Annotated in this window: 17 protein-coding genes, 1 tRNA gene and 2 pseudogenes; 11 read left to right on the top strand and 9 right to left on the bottom strand. The window is 72.2% G+C overall.

Annotated features, from left to right (window positions below):
• Positions 1-95 precede the first annotated feature (95 nt).
• From AC07C1_RS34775 to AC07C1_RS34755, 5 genes and pseudogenes are all read left to right on the top strand, one after another.
• Positions 96-494 (top strand): annotated as a pseudogene (locus AC07C1_RS34775) (substrate-binding domain-containing protein); the annotation flags it as partial.
• Positions 494-1,570, top strand: coding sequence for an ABC transporter permease (locus AC07C1_RS34770; protein ID WP_478945669.1), 1,077 nt, complete (start codon positions 494-496; stop codon positions 1,568-1,570). The pseudogene AC07C1_RS34775 and the gene AC07C1_RS34770, both read left to right, overlap by 1 nt.
• Before the next feature lie 3 nt (positions 1,571-1,573).
• Positions 1,574-2,485 carry an ATP-binding cassette domain-containing protein gene (locus AC07C1_RS34765; protein WP_478945667.1) on the top strand — a complete coding sequence of 304 codons (912 nt, stop codon included), beginning with the start codon at positions 1,574-1,576 and terminating at the stop codon, positions 2,483-2,485.
• 1 nt (position 2,486) lies between these two features.
• Positions 2,487-3,395, top strand: a complete 909-nt coding sequence (locus AC07C1_RS34760; RefSeq protein WP_478945665.1) for a sugar phosphate isomerase/epimerase family protein — start codon at positions 2,487-2,489, stop codon at positions 3,393-3,395.
• 160 nt (positions 3,396-3,555) lie between these two features.
• The gene (locus tag AC07C1_RS34755; protein WP_478945663.1) at positions 3,556-3,750 is read left to right on the top strand and encodes a hypothetical protein; all 195 of its coding nucleotides are present in this window, start codon (positions 3,556-3,558) and stop codon (positions 3,748-3,750) included.
• Between the two features lie 51 nt (positions 3,751-3,801).
• Here the strand turns inward: AC07C1_RS34755 and AC07C1_RS34750 are convergent, their stop codons facing one another.
• Both AC07C1_RS34750 and AC07C1_RS34745 read right to left on the bottom strand, forming a co-directional pair.
• On the bottom strand, positions 3,802-4,806 hold the full coding sequence (locus AC07C1_RS34750) for a Gfo/Idh/MocA family protein (protein ID WP_478945661.1): 1,005 nt from the start codon (positions 4,804-4,806) through the stop codon (positions 3,802-3,804).
• A gap of 107 nt (positions 4,807-4,913) precedes the next feature.
• The gene (locus tag AC07C1_RS34745; protein ID WP_478945659.1) at positions 4,914-5,726 is read right to left on the bottom strand and encodes an SDR family oxidoreductase; all 813 of its coding nucleotides are present in this window, start codon (positions 5,724-5,726) and stop codon (positions 4,914-4,916) included.
• Between the two features lie 181 nt (positions 5,727-5,907).
• Between AC07C1_RS34745 and AC07C1_RS34740 the strand changes: the two genes are divergently transcribed.
• Together AC07C1_RS34740 and AC07C1_RS34735 are read left to right on the top strand one after the other, a co-directional pair.
• On the top strand, positions 5,908-6,939 hold the full coding sequence (locus tag AC07C1_RS34740) for a LacI family DNA-binding transcriptional regulator (RefSeq protein ID WP_478945657.1): 1,032 nt from the start codon (positions 5,908-5,910) through the stop codon (positions 6,937-6,939).
• A gap of 11 nt (positions 6,940-6,950) precedes the next feature.
• Positions 6,951-7,559: a poly-gamma-glutamate hydrolase family protein gene (locus AC07C1_RS34735; RefSeq protein ID WP_478945655.1), complete on the top strand. Its 609-nt coding sequence runs from the start codon at positions 6,951-6,953 to the stop codon at positions 7,557-7,559.
• Here AC07C1_RS34735 and AC07C1_RS34730 read toward each other — a convergent pair.
• Positions 7,523-8,683: a Gfo/Idh/MocA family protein gene (locus tag AC07C1_RS34730; RefSeq protein WP_478945653.1), complete on the bottom strand. Its 1,161-nt coding sequence runs from the start codon at positions 8,681-8,683 to the stop codon at positions 7,523-7,525. The genes AC07C1_RS34735 and AC07C1_RS34730 overlap by 37 nt on opposite strands.
• A gap of 134 nt (positions 8,684-8,817) precedes the next feature.
• On the opposite strand from AC07C1_RS34730, the gene AC07C1_RS34725 reads away from it, so the two are divergent.
• Entirely contained in the window at positions 8,818-9,831 is a 1,014-nt protein-coding gene (locus AC07C1_RS34725) for a LacI family DNA-binding transcriptional regulator (RefSeq protein ID WP_478945652.1), read from the top strand.
• Here AC07C1_RS34725 and AC07C1_RS34720 read toward each other — a convergent pair.
• The gene (locus tag AC07C1_RS34720) at positions 9,821-10,165 is read right to left on the bottom strand and encodes a cupin domain-containing protein (protein ID WP_478945650.1); all 345 of its coding nucleotides are present in this window, start codon (positions 10,163-10,165) and stop codon (positions 9,821-9,823) included. The genes AC07C1_RS34725 and AC07C1_RS34720 overlap by 11 nt on opposite strands.
• A gap of 166 nt (positions 10,166-10,331) precedes the next feature.
• On the opposite strand from AC07C1_RS34720, the gene AC07C1_RS34715 reads away from it, so the two are divergent.
• Entirely contained in the window at positions 10,332-10,844 is a 513-nt protein-coding gene (locus AC07C1_RS34715) for a hypothetical protein (RefSeq protein ID WP_478945649.1), read from the top strand.
• 105 nt (positions 10,845-10,949) lie between these two features.
• On the opposite strand, the gene AC07C1_RS34710 is transcribed toward AC07C1_RS34715, so the two are convergent.
• Positions 10,950-11,528 (bottom strand): TetR/AcrR family transcriptional regulator, encoded by a 579-nt coding sequence (locus tag AC07C1_RS34710; RefSeq protein ID WP_478945647.1) that lies wholly within the window; start codon positions 11,526-11,528, stop codon positions 10,950-10,952.
• A 34-nt stretch (positions 11,529-11,562) separates the two neighbouring features.
• Here AC07C1_RS34710 and AC07C1_RS34705 point away from each other — a divergent pair.
• Together AC07C1_RS34705 and AC07C1_RS34700 are read left to right on the top strand one after the other, a co-directional pair.
• Positions 11,563-11,808 (top strand): annotated as a pseudogene (locus AC07C1_RS34705) (MFS transporter); the annotation flags it as partial.
• A gap of 45 nt (positions 11,809-11,853) precedes the next feature.
• A tRNA-Pro gene (locus AC07C1_RS34700) sits at positions 11,854-11,927 on the top strand.
• A gap of 124 nt (positions 11,928-12,051) precedes the next feature.
• On the opposite strand, the gene AC07C1_RS34695 is transcribed toward AC07C1_RS34700, so the two are convergent.
• From AC07C1_RS34695 to AC07C1_RS34680, 4 genes are all read right to left on the bottom strand, one after another.
• Positions 12,052-13,464, bottom strand: a complete 1,413-nt coding sequence (locus AC07C1_RS34695; RefSeq protein WP_478945645.1) for an amino acid permease — start codon at positions 13,462-13,464, stop codon at positions 12,052-12,054.
• Between the two features lie 200 nt (positions 13,465-13,664).
• Positions 13,665-14,360, bottom strand: a complete 696-nt coding sequence (locus tag AC07C1_RS34690) for a GntR family transcriptional regulator (RefSeq protein WP_478945643.1) — start codon at positions 14,358-14,360, stop codon at positions 13,665-13,667.
• A gap of 13 nt (positions 14,361-14,373) precedes the next feature.
• Positions 14,374-15,375 (bottom strand): proline racemase family protein, encoded by a 1,002-nt coding sequence (locus AC07C1_RS34685; protein ID WP_478945641.1) that lies wholly within the window; start codon positions 15,373-15,375, stop codon positions 14,374-14,376.
• 15 nt (positions 15,376-15,390) lie between these two features.
• On the bottom strand, positions 15,391-16,287 hold the full coding sequence (locus tag AC07C1_RS34680; RefSeq protein WP_478945639.1) for a dihydrodipicolinate synthase family protein: 897 nt from the start codon (positions 16,285-16,287) through the stop codon (positions 15,391-15,393).
• Between the last annotated feature and the right edge of the window lie 23 nt (positions 16,288-16,310).

Raw genomic sequence — 16,310 nt, 5'->3', positions numbered from 1 at the left:
AGAAGCCCCGACCGCATCTGCCGCCTTTTCCGCACCGCCATCCGGCACTACAGAAATCCTCCGATACCAAGGCATTTAAGGTGAAAACGACCTCTGAGACCCTGTATGTGAACGGCACCGACATGCCGTCCGTGAAGTCCACCATCACGGCGAAGCTGAAGCAGGACACCTCCATCGACACCGTCGTCACCCTCGGCGCCCCGTTCGCCGTCACCGCGGTCCAGTCCGTGGGCGGCGCGGGCAGCAAGGCCAAGGTGGCCACGTTCGACCTCAACAAGGAACTGGTCAAGGCCGTCCAGAACGGCTCCATCGAGTTCGCCGTCGACCAGCAGCCCTACCTCCAGGGCTACCTGGCGGTCGACTCCCTGTGGCTCTACAAGAACAACGGCAACTACAGCGGCGGTGGCGAGGCGCCGGTCCTGACCGGTCCGGCCTTCGTCGACAAGTCCAACGTGGACAAGGTCGCCGAGTTCGCCGCGAAGGGCACCCGGTGATGAGCATGGCCCAGCAGGCAGAGCCGGCGGTGGGCAGGCCGCCGGCGTCCGGCCCCAAGGGGACCGACGGCCGCACCGCCCGGCGCCCACTGGCGCTCCGGCTGCTGGCCCGGCCCGAGGTCGGCGTCTTCCTCGGCGCCGCCGCCGTACTGGTCTTCTTCCTGATCGTCGCGCCCTCGGTCCGCCAGGGCAGCTCGATGGCCACGATCCTCTACCAGTCCTCGACCATCGGGATCATGGCCCTCCCGGTGGCCCTGCTGATGATCGGCGGTGAGTTCGACCTGTCCGCCGGTGTCGCCGTGATCACCTCGGCGCTCACCGCGAGCATGCTCAGCTATCAGCTGACCCTGAACGTGTGGACCGGCGTGATCGTCGCCCTGATCGTCTCCCTGGCGATCGGGTTCCTCAACGGCTGGATGGTGGTGCGGACCGGGCTGCCCAGCTTCCTGGTCACCCTCGGCACCTTCCTGATCCTGCAAGGCGTCAACCTCGCGGTGACCAAGCTGGTGACCGGGAACGTCGCCACCGACGACATCAGTGACATGGACGGCTTCGGCCAGGCCAAGAAGATCTTCGCCTCCTCCTTCGACGTAGGCGGCGTCCAAGTGCAGATCACCGTGGTCTGGTGGCTCGTCTTCGCCGCCCTCGCCACCTGGGTGCTGCTGCGCACCAAGTACGGCAACTGGATCTTCGCCGTCGGCGGCAACAAGGAGAGCGCCCGCGCCGTCGGCGTCCCCGTGAGGTTCACCAAGATCTCCCTGTTCATGCTGGTCGGTTTCGGCGCCTGGTTCGTCGGCATGCACAACCTGTTCTCGTTCAACACCGTGCAGTCCGGCGAGGGCGTCGGACAGGAGCTGATCTACATCGCCGCGGCCGTCATCGGCGGCTGCCTCCTCACCGGCGGCTACGGCTCCGCGATCGGCCCGGTCTTCGGCGCCTTCATGTTCGGCATGGTGCAGCAGGGCATCGTCTACGCCGGCTGGAACCCCGACTGGTTCAAGGCCTTCCTCGGCGTGATGCTGCTCGGCGCCGTCCTGATCAATCTATGGGTCCAGCGCACGGCGACCCGGAGGTGACCGATGACTGACAACGCAACCGGAACCCACGGCGCCGTCCTCCAGGACGGCCCGCCCGCGGGGGACGGACCCCTGGTCGAACTGCACGGCGCCGGCAAGTCCTACGGCAACATCCGCGCCCTGCACGGCGTCGACCTCCAGGTCCACGCCGGCCGGGTGACCTGTGTCCTCGGCGACAACGGCGCCGGCAAGTCCACCCTCATCAAGATCATCTCGGGACTGCACCAGCACACCGAGGGCGAGTTCCTCGTGGACGGGCAGCCGGTGCGCTTCAGCACCCCGCGCGAGGCACTCGACAAGGGCATCGCCACCGTCTACCAGGACCTCGCCACCGTCCCGCTCATGCCGGTGTGGCGGAACTTCTTCCTCGGCTCCGAGATGACCAGGGGCCCCTGGCCCGTCCGCCGTCTCGACATCGCCCGCATGAAGAAGACCGCGGACGAGGAACTGCGCAACATGGGCATCGTCCTGGACGACCTGGAGCAGCCGATCGGCACCCTCTCCGGCGGCCAGCGGCAGAGCGTGGCCATCGCCCGCGCCGTCTACTTCGGCGCCCGCGTCCTCATCCTGGACGAGCCGACGGCCGCGCTCGGCGTCAAGCAGTCCGGCGTGGTGCTGAAGTACATCGCCGCCGCCCGCGACCGCGGCCTCGGCGTCATCTTCATCACCCACAATCCCCACCACGCCTACATGGTCGGCGACCACTTCAGCGTGCTGCGGCTGGGAACCCTGGAATTGAGTGCCGACCGCAGCGCGGTGAGCCTCGAGGAGCTGACCAACCACATGGCGGGCGGTGCCGAACTCGCCGCGCTCAAGCACGAACTGGCCCAGGTGCGCGGCGTCGACGTGGAGGAGCTGCCTGAGGAGGGCGACCTCTCCGCACCGGTGGCGGCCTCCCCCGAAGGGACCACCTGACATGGCGAACCCGTCTCCTCTGGACCGTATCCGGGTCGGCTCGGCCCCCGACTCCTGGGGCGTCTGGTTCCCGGACGACCCGCGGCAGGTCCCCTGGGAACGCTTCCTCGACGAGGTCCACGCGGCCGGCTACGACTGGATCGAACTCGGCCCCTACGGCTACCTCCCCACCGACCCCGAACGGCTCACCGAGGAGGTGGCCAAGCGGAACCTGAGGGTGTCGGCGGGCACGGTCTTCACCGGCATGCACCGCGGCCCGTCGGTCTGGGAGGAGACCTGGGCGCACGTCAGCCAGGTGGCCGCGCTCACCCAGGCGATGGGCGCCCGGCACCTGGTGGTGATCCCCTCCTTCTGGCGGGACGACAGGACCGCGGCGATCCTGGAGCCGCCGGAGCTGACCGCCGGGCAGTGGGCGCATCTGACCAAGGGCATGGAACGGCTCGGCCACGAGGTCAAGGAGACGTACGGCCTCGACCTCGTCGTGCACCCGCACGCCGACACCCACATCGACACCGAGGACCACGTCGAACGCTTCCTCGACTCCACCGACACCGAGTTGGTCAACCTCTGCCTGGACACCGGGCACTACGCCTACTGCGGCGGGGACAGCGTCAAGCTGATCGAGACCTACGGCGAGCGCATCGGCTATCTCCACCTCAAGCAGGTCGACCCGGACGTCCTCGCCGAGGTGGTCGCGAACGAGGTGCCGTTCGGGCCCGCGGTGCAGCGGGGTGTCATGTGTGAACCACCTTCGGGTGTACCGGAGTTGGGGCCGGTGCTGGAGGCGGCGCAGCAGCTGGGCGTGGAGTTGTTCGCCATCGTCGAGCAGGACATGTACCCGTGCGAGCCGGACGAGCCGCTGCCGATCGCGCTGCGCACCCGCCGTTTTCTCAGGTCCTGCGGAGCCTGACCGTTCCCGGCGCACGGCGTGCGCCGGCTCGCGCGGCCCCGGCCGCCCTGGTTCCTGCGCAACCACACGGGATTCGGCCAGGGGAGGTCCGGGAACCAACCGGGGGCACGCGGGCGTTGTGCACGGTGACGGGGGACGCCCGCGAAGACGGGAGGACGAGATGACACACCGTACGGACCCTCGGCACACGCCCCAGGAGACCACCGACGCGTCGGCCCTGCGCCGCGACCGCTTCGGCACGCTGCCCGAGCGGATACGCCCGGAGGACACGGTGGAGACCAGGCCGGTGACCCTGCCGGACCCGGCGCGGGACACGTACAACCCGGACGAATGGCTGATCCGCTACTGCGGCTGACAGAGCCGAGCCGTACGGCGCCGGGCCCGGGCCCGGCGCCGCCGCGTGGGCTCAGTCCTCCCGCACCTCGGCCAGTGTCACCGGCCGGTGCTCGTGCAGCGACCGGGTGCAGGCCTCGGCGATCCAGCCCGCCTCCAGGGCGTCCTCGACCGTGCAGGGGGAGGGGCGGGTTCCGGTGACGACCTCGGTGAACGCGGCGAGTTCGGCGCGGTAGGCGTCGGTGAAGCGGTCCATGAAGAAGTCGTGCGGGGTGCCGGCCGGGAACGTCACCCCGGGTTCCGCCGAGCGCAGCGGCAGCTTGTCGTCCAGGCCGACGGCGATCGAGTCCGTGAAGCCGTGCAGGTCCATGCGCACGTCGTAACCCCTGCCGTTGTGACGGGAGTTGGAGACCGCCGCGATGGTGCCGTCGTCCAGGGTGAGCAGTGCGCCGGTGGTGTCGGCGTCGCCCGCCGCCCTGATGTGGTCGGCGCCCCGGTTGCCGCCCACCGCGTACACCTCGGTGACCTCGCGGCCCGTCACCCAGCGGATGATGTCGAAGTCGTGCACCGAACAGTCCCGGAAGATCCCGCCGGACGCGGCGACGTACGCGGCCGGCGGCGGCGCCGGGTCCAACGTGGTGCAGCGGACCGTGTGCAGCTTGCCCAGCTCGCCGGCCCGCACCGCGGCCCGCGCGGCGGCGAAGCCCGCGTCGAAGCGGCGGTTGTAGCCGATCTGGATCGGGACATCGCTGTCGCGCACGGCCTTCAGCACCTCCACGCCCTCCGCCATGGTGCGGGCCACCGGCTTCTCGCAGAAGACCGGCACACCGGCCTGCACACCCGCCCGGATCAGCGCGGGGTGGGCATCGGTGGCCGCGGCGACGACGAGGCCGTCCACCCCGGCCGCCAGCAGCGCCTCCGGCGAGTCCGCGACCTCGGCCCCGAACCGCTCGGCGGCGGCCTTGGCGGCGTCCGTGAACGGGTCGGCGACGACGAGCGACTCGACGGCGTCCAGTCCGAAGAGGGTCTCGGCGTGGAAGGCGCCGATGCGGCCGAGGCCGAGGATTCCGATGCGCATTGCTTCGCTGCTTCCTTGTGTGTGGTTGCGGTCCGCCGCCGGGGCTCCGGCCCGGACCCCGGTCGCCTTCCGGGCCCGTCCCCGAACGCCGGACGGGCGGGTCTCCTTCAGTCCAGTCCGCCCAGTACGTTCTGGTCCCAGTCGATCACCGAGCCGGTGACCACGCCGGAGCGGTCGGACAGCAGGAAGACCACGAAGTCCGCGATGTCGTCCGGCCGGCCGAGCGTGCCCATCGGCAACCGGGCCGCTGCCCGGTCCCGCCAGTCGTCACCGGCGCCGTGGAAGGCCCGCTGGGTGGCGTCCTCGCCTTCGGTCGCGGTCCAGCCGATGTTCAGTCCGTTGATCCGGATTTGGTCCCAGCGGTGGGCGTGCGCCGCGTTCCGGGTCAGGCCCACCAGGCCCGCCTTGGCGGCGACGTACGGCGCGAGGAACGGCTGCCCGCCGTGCGCCGACGAGGTGATGATGTTGACGATCGTGCCGGGCGCCTCGCGGGCCACCATGTCGGCGACCGCCGCCTGCATCGCGAAGAACGGCGCCCTGAGGTTGATGGCGATGTGCGCGTCGAACAGCTCCGGCGTGGTGTCCAGCAGCGTGCCCCGGGAAGTCAGCCCGGCCGAGTTCACCAGGCAGTCGACCCGGCCGTACGCGTCCACGACCTCGGCCACCGACGCCCTGGCCTGCGCGGCGTCCGCCAGATCGGCCCGCACGAACAGCGCCTTGCCGCCGGTGGCCGTCAGCTCCGCCACCAGAGCCTCGCCCGGCTCGGGCCGGCGCCCGGTCACCGCCACCACCGCACCCTCGCGGACGGCCGCCCGCGCGGTCGCGGCACCCACCCCCTGGCTGCCGCCGTTCACCAGCACGACCTTGCCCCGCAGCAGTCCGCCGGAAAGCCCGCCGGGACGCCCGTCGAGAGGTTCCATGTCGTTCCTCAGCTCTCCCGGCGTTCGCCGCCGGCCCGGAGTTCCTCACGCAGCCGCCCCGGAGCCCACACCGGTGTCCTTCTTTCGGGCCCGGAAGCGGCGCGGCCCTGCCATTCTTGTCAGTACAAACCCCTCGAACAACCAGCAGGCAGCCATCAAAAACCCCTCAAGGAGGCGGTCCGTGGGCCACCCGTTCCCGATCCGGGAGATCGCACGTCAGGCGGGTCTCAGCGAGGCCACCGTGGACCGTGTGCTCAACGGCAGGGGAGGGGTGCGGGAGAGCACCGCGCGGGAGGTGCACCGGGCGATCGCCGATCTGGACCGGCAGCGCACCCAGGTCCGGCTGGTCGGCAGTAGCTTCATGGTCGACATCGTCGTGCAGGCGCCCGAGCGGTTCACCACCGCCGTGCGTGCCGCCCTGGAGGCCGAGCTGCCCTCCCTGCATCCGGCGGTGATCCGCTCCCGCTTCCACTTCCGCGAGACCGGCCCGGGGCCGGAGACGGTGGGGACGCTGGACCGGATCGCCCGGCGCGGCTCGCAGGGCGTGATCCTCAAGGCGCCCGACGTCCCCGAGGTCACCGCGGCCGTCGGCCGCCTCACCGCCGCCGGGATACCGGTCGTCACCCTGGTCACCGATCTGCCCGGCAGCGGGCGCCTCGGCTACGTCGGCATCGACAACCGGGCGGCCGGCGCGACCGCCGCCTACCTGATGGGCCAGTGGCTCGGCGACCGGCCCGGCAACGTCCTCACGAGCCTCAGCAGCGGATTCTTCCGCAACGAGGAGGAGCGCGAGATGGGATTCCGGAGCGTGATGCGGTCCCGGCATCCCGAGCGGGCCCTGGTCGAGATCGCCGAGGGACAGGGCCTGGACGCCACGCAGTACGACCTCGTCCGCGCCGCCCTGGCCCGTGATCCGGAGATCCGGGCCGTGTACTCCATCGGCGGCGGCAACAACGCCACCCTGCGGGCCTTCGCCGATGCCGGGCGCGCGTGCGCGGTGTTCATCGCCCACGACCTCGACCACGACAACACCCGCCTGCTGCGCGGGCACCGGCTGTCCGCGGTCCTCCACCACGATCTGCGTCAGGACCTGCGCGAGGCCTGCCACCTCGTGATGCGTGCGCACGGCGCGCTGCCCCCGGCCGGGCCGGCGCCGTCGTCCGCGATCCAGGTCGTCACGCCGTACAACCTGCCCGCGCAGACGGCCGGATGAAGGGAGAGGCCGTGGCCCGCACCGAGCAGGTGGAGATCGAGGGTGTACCGATGGTCGCCACCCTCGTAGCGGGTAGCGGCATCGGACTGCTGGCGCTGCACGGCAGCAATGAGGGAGGCACGGCCGAGCTCGCGGACCTCGTGGGCCGCCGCTGCGGCGCCACCAGCCTGGTCTTCACCCAGCCGGGGGCGCGGCGGCCCGTGCACATCCCGTCCCCGCGCATGGCCGCGGACCACTGCGCGCTCCTGCGCGAGTTCGTGGGCCGGGTCTGCCTCACGGTCTCCCTGCACGGGCACATGCGGCCCCGGGCGCCGCGCACCCTCTTCCTGGGCGGCGGCAACCGTGCGGCGGCACTCGTCCTCGCCGAGGAACTGCTCGCCCTCGCCCCCGGGTTCCGGACGGTCACGGACCTGGAGGCGATCCCGGCCGCCCTGCGCGGCCTGCACCCCGGGAACCCGGTCAACCTGACCCGCCTGGGCGGCGTACAGGTGGAGTTGCCGCTCCCGGCCCGGACCACCGGTGCGTCCGGCACACCCCCGCAGCCGGTGGTCGACGCCCTCGTCGCCGGAGTCGTCCGGCTCGCTCAGTCTCCGTCGACGTCCACCCAGGAGCGGCGCTGAGCGGACCGCGCCATCGCGTCCAGCACGGCCGCACTGTGTACGGCGTCCGCCAGTGTCGTGCCGTACGGCGTGCCCTCGGCGATGGACCGCAGGAAGCGGTACGCCTCGATGACCTTCAGGTCGTCGTAGCCCATCGCGTTGGCCGCGCCCGGCTGGAACGCGGCGAACTCCCCGGCGCCCGGGCCGACGTACACCGTGCTCACCGGCTGGTCCTGGTACGTCGTACCGCGGCAGACCCCGAGTTCGTTCATCCGGCGGAAGTCCCAGAGCACCGCGCCCCTGGTGCCGTGCACCTCGAAGCCGTAGTTGTTCTGCTCGCCGACCGAGACCCGGCAGGCCTCCAGCACCCCGCGGGCGCCCGAGGCGAAGCGCAGCAGACAGCTGACGTAGTCCTCGTTCTCGACCGGACCCGGCTCGCCGCCGCGGGCGAGGGTGTGGCCGGCGGTGGCGACGGCCGGGCGGGCCCGTTCCGGCACGAAGATCGCGGTGTCGGCGGTGAGGGCGGCGATGTCGCCGAGCAGGAAGCGGGCCAGGTCGGCGCCGTGCGAGGCCAGGTCGCCGAGCACCCCGCTGCCGCCGCGCTCCCGCTCGTACCGCCAGGTCAGGGCGGAGTCCGGGTCGGCCGCGTAGTCGCTGAACAGGCGGATGCTGGCATGCGTGACCGTGCCGATCCCGCCGGAGGCGATCAGCTCGCGGGCGGCCTCGACGGCGGGCGCGTTGCGGTAGTTGAAGCCGACCGCGCCCTGCACGCCGGCCTTGGCGACCGCGTCCGCGACCGCGCGGGCGTCCCCGGCGGTCAGTCCCACCGGCTTCTCGATCCAGATGTGCTTGCCGGCTTCGGCCATCGCCACACCGATCTCGCGGTGCAGGAAGTTCGGCGCGGTGATGCTGACGGCCCGCACGCGCGGGTCGGCCGCCACCTCCCGCCAGTCGCGGGTGGCGGAGGCGAACCCGAACCGCTCGGCGGCCTCCTCGGCCCGGCCCGGTACCTCTTCGGCGACCGTGACCAGCCGCGGGCGCAACGGCAGTCGGGGGTAGTGGTGCGGGAGACGGGCGTACGCCTGGGTGTGCACCCGGCCCATCCAGCCGAATCCGACAACGGCGACACCGACTGCATCCACCATGACAGCCCCTTGTTGGACCGGTCCATCTCCTGTCCCGGTCACCATGTCCGGACATGAAGCGGCTGTCAAGCAGGGGCGTCCATCCCGCCCCGGGCCTTTGACAGCCCGGTCGGGCACATGGAACGGTCCATCCCATGAGGTCCCCGACCATCCGCGACGTGGCCGAGCGGGCCGGAGTGTCGAAGTCGCTGGTCTCGCTGGTGCTGCGCGGCTCGGGCCCGGTGCGCGCGGAGAAGCGGGACGCCGTCCTGCGGGCCGTACGCGAGCTGGGCTACCGGCCCAACGCCGCCGCCCGCAGCCTGAGCGAGCGGCGCACGCGAACGGTCGGCGTCCTCCTGGACGACCTGCGCAACCCCTGGTTCGTCGACCTGCTCGACGGTCTGAACTCCTTGCTCCACGCGGCCGGCCTGCACATGCTCCTCGCCGACGCCCGCCTGAACCGGCGGATGGGCCACGACCTCGCCGAACCCTTCATGGACCTCGGCGTCGACGGGCTGGTGGTGGTCGGCACGGTCCCGGACGCGCGCGGGCTCGACGCGCTCGCGCGGCGGATACCGGTGGTCGTGGCGGGCGCCCGCGAGCCCCGGCCGGCGGGCGTGGACGTCGTCGCCGGGGACGACGAGCAGGGGGCCCGGCTCGCCACCGAGCACCTGCTCGGCCTCGGGCACCGCCGGATCGCCCATCTCGCCGGCCATGGTGCCGTCGGAGCGCTGCGCCGGCGCGGCTTCGAAGCGGCCATGCGGGCGCACGGCTCCGAACCGCTCGTGGAGCCCGGCGACCTGACGGAGGAGGGCGGCCACCGGGGAACCGTACGCCTGCTCGGCCGCACCGACCGGCCCACCGCACTCTTCGCCGTCAATGACATGGCCGCGATCGGGGCGCTCTCGGCGGCCGAGGAGCTGGGCCTTCGGGTGCCGCGCGACCTGTCGGTGGCCGGCTACGACAACACCGGCGTCTCCCGGCTGCGGCACGTGTGGCTGACCACGGTCGACACCGCCCCGCACGAGGTCGGCCGGCGCGCCGCCCGCTGTCTGCTGGACCGCTTCGAACGGCCGGAGGGAGAGGGACGCGTGCAACTGGCCGTACCGACCCTCGAGGTCCGGGGTACGACGGCGGCGCCGCCCGGTCTCCCAGGTCTCACAGGTTGATCGAGTAGGCCTTGCGCAGCGTCTCGTGCACGGTCCACGTCGTGCGGTCGCCCGCGCGCAGCACCGCCATGTCGCCGGGGCCGACCGTCAGCGTGGGCCCGTCCTCGACCTCGATCGTCGCCGAGCCGCTGATCACCACGAACAGCTCGTCCGCCTCCGTGTCCGTGACCACGCCGGGGGTGATCTGCCAGATCCCGCGGAGCTGCCGGCCGTCGGCCGACTCCCAGACCACCTTCCCGGTCACCTCGGGGTCACCGGAGACGATCTGCTCCGGGTCGAGGGGCTCGGGTTCGAGGCCGGCGTCCGGGATGTGGAGGGCGAAGCTGTGCGTCATGGGGTGACCCTAGCCGGGGCGGACGGCCCCCGGACGTCGACAGAGTGTGGGGCATCGGCGCGGGCGCCAGGACACTTCGTCGCGGCCCAACGGCGAAGTGGCGGCGACGTGCGGCTCGGGTGATCGTTGAGGGGCCCGTCTCCGTACGCCGCGAAGAGAGCAGCTCATGGTGGACACCCCGGCGGCCGTCCCCCACCGGTCCGCGCACGACCCCAGGTCGCTCCTGCTCTTCGGCGGCGTCTACGGAGCCGTCCTGGCCAGTGCGATGGTCGCGGCGCTCATCCAGCATGGGCACACCACAAGGGAGAGCCGGCGCTACGACGCCGCCTGGCTGCTCGTGACCGGGTTCGCCTCCGCACTGGCGCACGGCTATGCCCACTACATCGCCGAGCGCGGCCCCCGCCGCCGCCGGCAGGCCCTGCGCGTCCTCACCCGTGAGTGGCCGCTCGTCGTGGCCATGCTGCCCACCGTCCTGATCGTCGCGGGAGCCGGCTGGGGCTGGTGGCCCGCCGCCGGCGTCGAGTACCCGGTGTTCGCCTTCAACGTCGCCCTGCTGTTCGTGCTGGGTCTGGTCACGGCTCGGGGCGCGAGACGCGGATGGGCGGTCGCGGTGGCCACCGGTGTGGGTGACGCCCTGCTCGGAGTGCTCGTCGTGGTGGCGAACGCGTTCATCGAGTAGGCGCCCGGGGCGCTGGGCGGGAGCCGGCAGGACCACGGAGGCCACCGGCACGGGGGGACGTCTCGCCCGGCCTCGCCCGATTCACCGGTCTCGCGCCGCGCGGGGTCAGCGGCCGGTGCGGACCCCGTCCAGTGCGATGGCGAGGACCCGGTCGCGCTGGTCGTCGTTCTCGAACGCCGTGGCCGTGATCCCGGCGACCATCCGCAGCAGATCGCCGAAGTCCATGTCCGCCCGGGCAACGCCCGCCCGCTGCGCGCGCTCCAGCAGCGGGCCGCCGGCGGCGTACATGGAGTCACGGCAGGCCGTGAAGATGTCCGACTCGTTGTTCAGGGCCTCCCGCACCGCCCGCTTGGTGACCATGTAGCCGGCGAACCGGTCCAGCCAGGCGGTCAGGGCCTGCCACGGCTCCCGCTCCGCCAGCTCCACCGAGGCCTGGCACAGGGCGTTCACCTCGTCCGCGTAGACGCTCTCGAAGAGATCGCGGCGCGTGGGGAAGTTCCGGTACAGCGTGCCGATACCCACGCCCGCCCGGCGGGCGATGTCCTCCAGGGAGGCGTCCGAGCCGTGCTCCGCGAAGGCCTCCCGGGCGGCGGCCAGCAGGGCGTCGTAGTTGCGGGCCGCGTCCTTGCGGTGCGGCCGGCGGGTCGCCACGATCGCGCCGACGGGGAACGGCGTGGACGTCACTGCTGCCTCCTGGGAGGGGGTCGTGGAAGCGGAGGCACACATCCGCCAGTTCACCATCGGCGGCTGCATCGGCGCCGCGCTCACCAGCGTCCTGGTCACCGGCCGGCTCCAGCCCTCCGGCCTTCCCTACGCCTCCGGCTACACCCACGGCTGGGCCCTGCTCGCCCTTCTCTGCCTGGCCGCGGCCGGCGCCGCCCTCCTGGTCCCGGTCCGCCGCCCCGAGCACACCACACACGCCGTAGCGGCGGGGCCGACTCGGACACCGGCGCGGGTGCGGTAGGGTTGACCTGCGTGATCACACGGGGCATCCCGGGTGAGACCGCGGCGGGACGTGGCGCAGCTTGGTAGCGCACTTGACTGGGGGTCAAGGGGTCGCAGGTTCAAATCCTGTCGTCCCGACGGAGTGCCTGGGGTACCTTCCCAGGCCAGGGCCTTGTTCCACTTCGGTGGGACGGGGCCCTTCGTCGTTTCCGGGTCGCGTAAGCGCGGAAGGGGGGCGTCCCCACCAGGGGGACGCCGCCGCCTACGCCCGGCCCGTCGGCGCCTCGCGTCGCTGGCGTCGTGCCGCCAGTACCGCGTAGACGATGATCCCGACGAACAGGAACAGCACGCCCTGGTACACCGCCGCGTAACCGGCGCCCGCCATCAGCCAGACGGAGAAGGCGGCCGCCACCGCGGTGACCACCGAGTCCCGTACCAGCCGCGCCCGGTCGACCGGTCCGCGCCCGGAGACGAGGTGGAAGATCTGCGCGGCGGCGGCCAGCAGGTACGGCACGGTCGCGGTGAACGTGGTGACGAGGACCAGGACCTCGAAGACCTTCCCCGAGCCCGACAGGTAGTTGTAGGCGGTGAGCAGGGAGGACAGGGCGACGGTCACGCCGACGCCGACCGTCGGCACGCCCCGGCGGCGGCGCGCGAAGGCGGCCGGGAACAGTCCGTCCCTCGCCGCGGCGTACGGCGTCTGGGCGCTCAGCAGCGTCCAGCCGTTGAGGCAGCCGGTCATCGACACCAGCGCGGCGAGCGCCACCGCCGTACCGCCCCAGCTGCCGCCGAACATCGTGTTCACGGCGTCCGAGAACGGCGCCGTGGAGGTGACCAGGCGGTCGTGCGCGACGGTGCCGAAGACGGACAGCGTGCCCAGCAGGTAGACCAGCGCGGCGCCCGCGGTGCCGATGACGGTGGCGCGCCCCACGTTGCGGCGGGCGTTCCTGACCTCGCCCGCGCTGACGGCGGCGGACTCCACGCCGAGGTAGGAGAAGAGCAGCAGGGCCGCGGAGGCGGACACCGCGCCGACCGCGCCGTGGCCACTGGAGTTGAACGGCCCGAGCCGGGACGGGTCGAAGAAGAACAGGCCACCCACCGCGACGAGCAGCAGCGGCACGAACTTCAGCACCGTGGACACCAGCTGCACGGCGCCCACGTAGCGGGTGCCGGCGAAGTTGGCGAGTGCGGGCAGCCACTGCAGGGCGAGGGCGGCCAGGCACGCCGTCCAGCGGTGGCCGCCCACCGGGACCAGCACGTCGAGGTAGCCGACGGCGGCGACGGCGAGCGCCGCGTTGGACACCCAGGTGGTGATCCAGTACGACCAGGCGGCGAGGAAGCCGGCGAAGTCACCGAAGGCCTCCCGGGCGTAGACGTACGGACCGCCGGTGCGCGGGTCACGCGCGGCGAGCCGGCCGAAGACCAGGGCCAGGGCGATGGCGCCGACGGTCAGCACACCGAAGGCGACCAGGCTGACCGTGCCGTAGGGGGCGATGGACGCCGGGAGCAGGAAGATGCCGCCGCCGATGATGTTGCCCATCACCAGAGCGGTGGCGACGGGCAGGCCGAACCGGCGGGCGTGCCTGCCGGTGTCGCCGTGAGGGTCCTCGACGGGAACCGCGCGGGTCTCCGAGGGGGCCGGAGCCGGTTGCGGGGCGGTTCCGGTGCTGTGCATGGGGGGTGCGCCTCTCATGGAACTGACGTTCCCGGGATCGCCGGGACGGGCCCATGGTCGGGGATGTGCCGATCTGGCGCAAAATCGCCGATCCTTGTTCCGTCGGACCCGCCGGATCGCGCAAAAAGCGTTGTGCCGGGGCCTTGGCGCCGTGAGATGTCCGGCCGCCCTCGGGGGATGCACGCCGGGGGCGGCCGAGATCAGTCGGTGGACGCCCACAGGCTGCGGACGTGCCCCAGATGCCGGGTCATGATCTCGTGCACGGCCTTGCCGTCGCGCTCCAGCAGGGCGTCGAGGAGTTCCAGATGCTCCTGGGCGGAGGACAGCAGCCGGCCCGCCTCCACCAGCGCGGTGAGTCCGTAGAGCCGGGAGCGTTTGCGCAGGTCGGCGATCACCTCGACGAGATGGGCGTTGCCCGCCAGGGCCAGCAGGCCGAGGTGGAAGCGGGTGTCGGCCTCCACGTAGGCGATGAGGTCCCCCGCCACCGCGGCGGTGACGATCTCGCGGGCCGCCGGGCGCAGCGCCTCCAGTGAGACACGGTCGGCCGTGCGGGCCAGCTCGACCACGGTGGGGATCTCGATGAGCGCGCGGATGTGCGTGTACTCGTCCAGCTGCCGGTCGGAGACGGCGGTGACCCGGAAACCCTTGTTGGGCACCGTGTCGACCAGCCCTTCCTTGGCCAGGTCCAGCATCGCTTCCCGCACCGGCGTCGCCGAGACACCGAAGCGGGTGGCGAGCGAGGGCGCCGAGTAGACCTCACCGGGCCGCAGCTCGCCGGCGATCAGCGCGGCGCGCAGCGCGTCGGCCACTCGCTCGCGGTAACTGCTCCGCCGGCCGCTCAGCCGGGGGAGGGCGGGCAGGTCCGTGCCCGGCGTGTTCGGTGCCATGTCACGCATCACCGGGGTGAGTCTAGAGGACGAACCCCTCCGGGAAGGGATCGGCGGGGTCCAGCAGGTACTGGGCGGTCCCGGTGACCCACGCCCGGCCGGTGAAGCTGGGCAGCACCGCCGGCACCCCGCCGACCTCGGTCGTGCCCAGCAGCCGCCCGGTGAAGTGGGTGCCGATGAAGGACTCGTTCAGGAACTCGGTGTGCAACGGAAGTTCGCCGCGCGCGTGCAGTTGCGCCATGCGCGCGCTCGTACCCGTACCGCACGGGGAGCGGTCGAACCAGCCCGGGTGGATGACCATCGCGTGGCGGGAGTGCCGGGCGGTGGCGCCGGGCGCGTAGAGGTGGACATGGTGGCAGCCGCGGATGGACGGGTCCTCGGGATGCACCGGCTCCGATGTGGCGTTGATCGCGCTCATCAGGGACAGGCCGGCCGCCAGGATGTCGTCCTTGCGGGAGCGCTCGAAAGGCAGTCCGAAGGCGTCGAGCGGGAGGATCGCGTAGAAGTTGCCGCCGTAGGCGAGGTCGTAGGTGACCGTGCGGCCGTCGGGGAGGGTGGTCCTGCGGTCCAGGGCGACGGCGAACGACGGGACGTTCCTCAGCGTCACGTTCCGCGCGGTGCCGTTCTCCACCGCCACCTCGGCGACCACCACCCCGGCCGGGGTGTCGAGCCGGATGGTGGTCACCGGCTCCACGACCTCCACCATGCCGGTCTCGACCAGCACGGTGGCCACCCCGATCGTGCCGTGCCCGCACATCGGCAGATAGCCGGAGACCTCGATGTAGATGACCCCCCAGTCGCAGTCGGGGCGGCTCGGGGGCTGCAGGACCGCGCCGCTCATCGCGGAGTGGCCGCGCGGCTCGTTCATCAGCAACCGCTTGAGGTCGTCGCGGTGTTCACGGAAGTACAGCCGCCGCTCGTTCATCGTCGCACCGGGTACGGTGCCGATCCCGCCGGTGATCACACGGGTCGGCATGCCCTCGGTGTGCGAGTCGACGGCGTGCAGGACGAGCTTGCTGCGCATGTTCCGGTCTCCCTGTCAGACGAGCCCTGCGGCGACGGCCTTCTCGGTGGCCGCCCGGACCGCGGCCTCCTGCTCGGGCGGCAACGGGACCCGCGGCGGGCGCACCGGACCGCCGTACCGCCCGACGACGTCCATGGACAGCTTGATCGCCTGCACGAACTCCACCCGTGAGTCCCAGCGCAGCAGCGGGTGCAGTTGCCGGTAGAGGGGGAGCGCGGTGGTGAGGTCCCCGGCCACGGCGGCACGGTACAGCGCGGCCGACGCCCGGGGGAGCGCGTTGGGGTAGCCGGCCACCCAGCCCTTGGCGCCGGCCATGGCCAGCTCCAGCAGGACGTCGTCGGCGCCGATCAACAGGTCCAGTTCCGGGGCGAGTTCGGCGATCCGGTAGGCGCGGCGGACATCACCGGAGAACTCCTTGACCCCGTGGACATGACCCTCGGCGTGCAGCCGGGCGAGGAGTTCGGGCACCAGGTCGACCTTGGTGTCGATCGGGTTGTTGTACGCCACCACCGGCAGCCCCGCCCTCGCGACCTCCGCGTAGTGGGCGAGGACGGACCGCTCGTCGGCGCGGTAGGCGTTGGGCGGCAGCAGCATCACCGACGCGCAGCCGGCCTCGGCCGCCTGCTCGGCCCAGCGGCGCGCCTCGGCGGAGCCGTACGCGGCGACGCCCGGCATCACCCGCTCGCCCCCGATCGCGGCCACGGCGGTCTCCACCACGCGGGCCCGTTCCTCGGGGGTGAGTACCTGGTACTCGCCGAGCGAGCCGTTGGGTACGACGCCGTCGCAGCCGTTCTCGACCAGCCAGGCGCAGTGCTCGGCGTAGCGGTCGTGGTCGACCGAGAGGTCGTCGCGCAGGGGCAGGGCGGTGGCGACCAGGATGCCGCGCCAGGGGCGGTGCTGCGGGTGGGTCATGGGATTCGCCCTCCAGTAGGGTG

The organism is Streptomyces sp. NPDC045022 (assembly GCF_056432605.1).
Note: the sequence above shows the minus strand (reverse complement) of the source record. Positions and strands in the feature narration are given on the sequence as shown.

Excerpts from the sequence above, each read along its gene's own strand:
- AC07C1_RS34770 (WP_478945669.1), top strand. The coding sequence starts at position 494 with ATGAGCATGGCCCAGCAGGCAGAGCCGGCGGTGGGCAGGCCGCCGGCG.
- AC07C1_RS34765 (WP_478945667.1), top strand. The coding sequence starts at position 1,574 with ATGACTGACAACGCAACCGGAACCCACGGCGCCGTCCTCCAGGACGGC.
- AC07C1_RS34760 (WP_478945665.1), top strand. The coding sequence starts at position 2,487 with ATGGCGAACCCGTCTCCTCTGGACCGTATCCGGGTCGGCTCGGCCCCC.
- AC07C1_RS34755 (WP_478945663.1), top strand. The coding sequence starts at position 3,556 with ATGACACACCGTACGGACCCTCGGCACACGCCCCAGGAGACCACCGAC.
- AC07C1_RS34750 (WP_478945661.1), bottom strand. The coding sequence starts at position 4,806 with ATGCGCATCGGAATCCTCGGCCTCGGCCGCATCGGCGCCTTCCACGCC.
- AC07C1_RS34745 (WP_478945659.1), bottom strand. The coding sequence starts at position 5,726 with ATGGAACCTCTCGACGGGCGTCCCGGCGGGCTTTCCGGCGGACTGCTG.
- AC07C1_RS34730 (WP_478945653.1), bottom strand. The coding sequence starts at position 8,683 with ATGGTGGATGCAGTCGGTGTCGCCGTTGTCGGATTCGGCTGGATGGGC.
- AC07C1_RS34725 (WP_478945652.1), top strand. The coding sequence starts at position 8,818 with ATGAGGTCCCCGACCATCCGCGACGTGGCCGAGCGGGCCGGAGTGTCG.
- AC07C1_RS34720 (WP_478945650.1), bottom strand. The coding sequence starts at position 10,165 with ATGACGCACAGCTTCGCCCTCCACATCCCGGACGCCGGCCTCGAACCC.
- AC07C1_RS34715 (WP_478945649.1), top strand. The coding sequence starts at position 10,332 with ATGGTGGACACCCCGGCGGCCGTCCCCCACCGGTCCGCGCACGACCCC.
- AC07C1_RS34695 (WP_478945645.1), bottom strand. The coding sequence starts at position 13,464 with ATGCACAGCACCGGAACCGCCCCGCAACCGGCTCCGGCCCCCTCGGAG.
- AC07C1_RS34690 (WP_478945643.1), bottom strand. The coding sequence starts at position 14,360 with ATGCGTGACATGGCACCGAACACGCCGGGCACGGACCTGCCCGCCCTC.
- AC07C1_RS34685 (WP_478945641.1), bottom strand. The coding sequence starts at position 15,375 with ATGCGCAGCAAGCTCGTCCTGCACGCCGTCGACTCGCACACCGAGGGC.
- AC07C1_RS34680 (WP_478945639.1), bottom strand. The coding sequence starts at position 16,287 with ATGACCCACCCGCAGCACCGCCCCTGGCGCGGCATCCTGGTCGCCACC.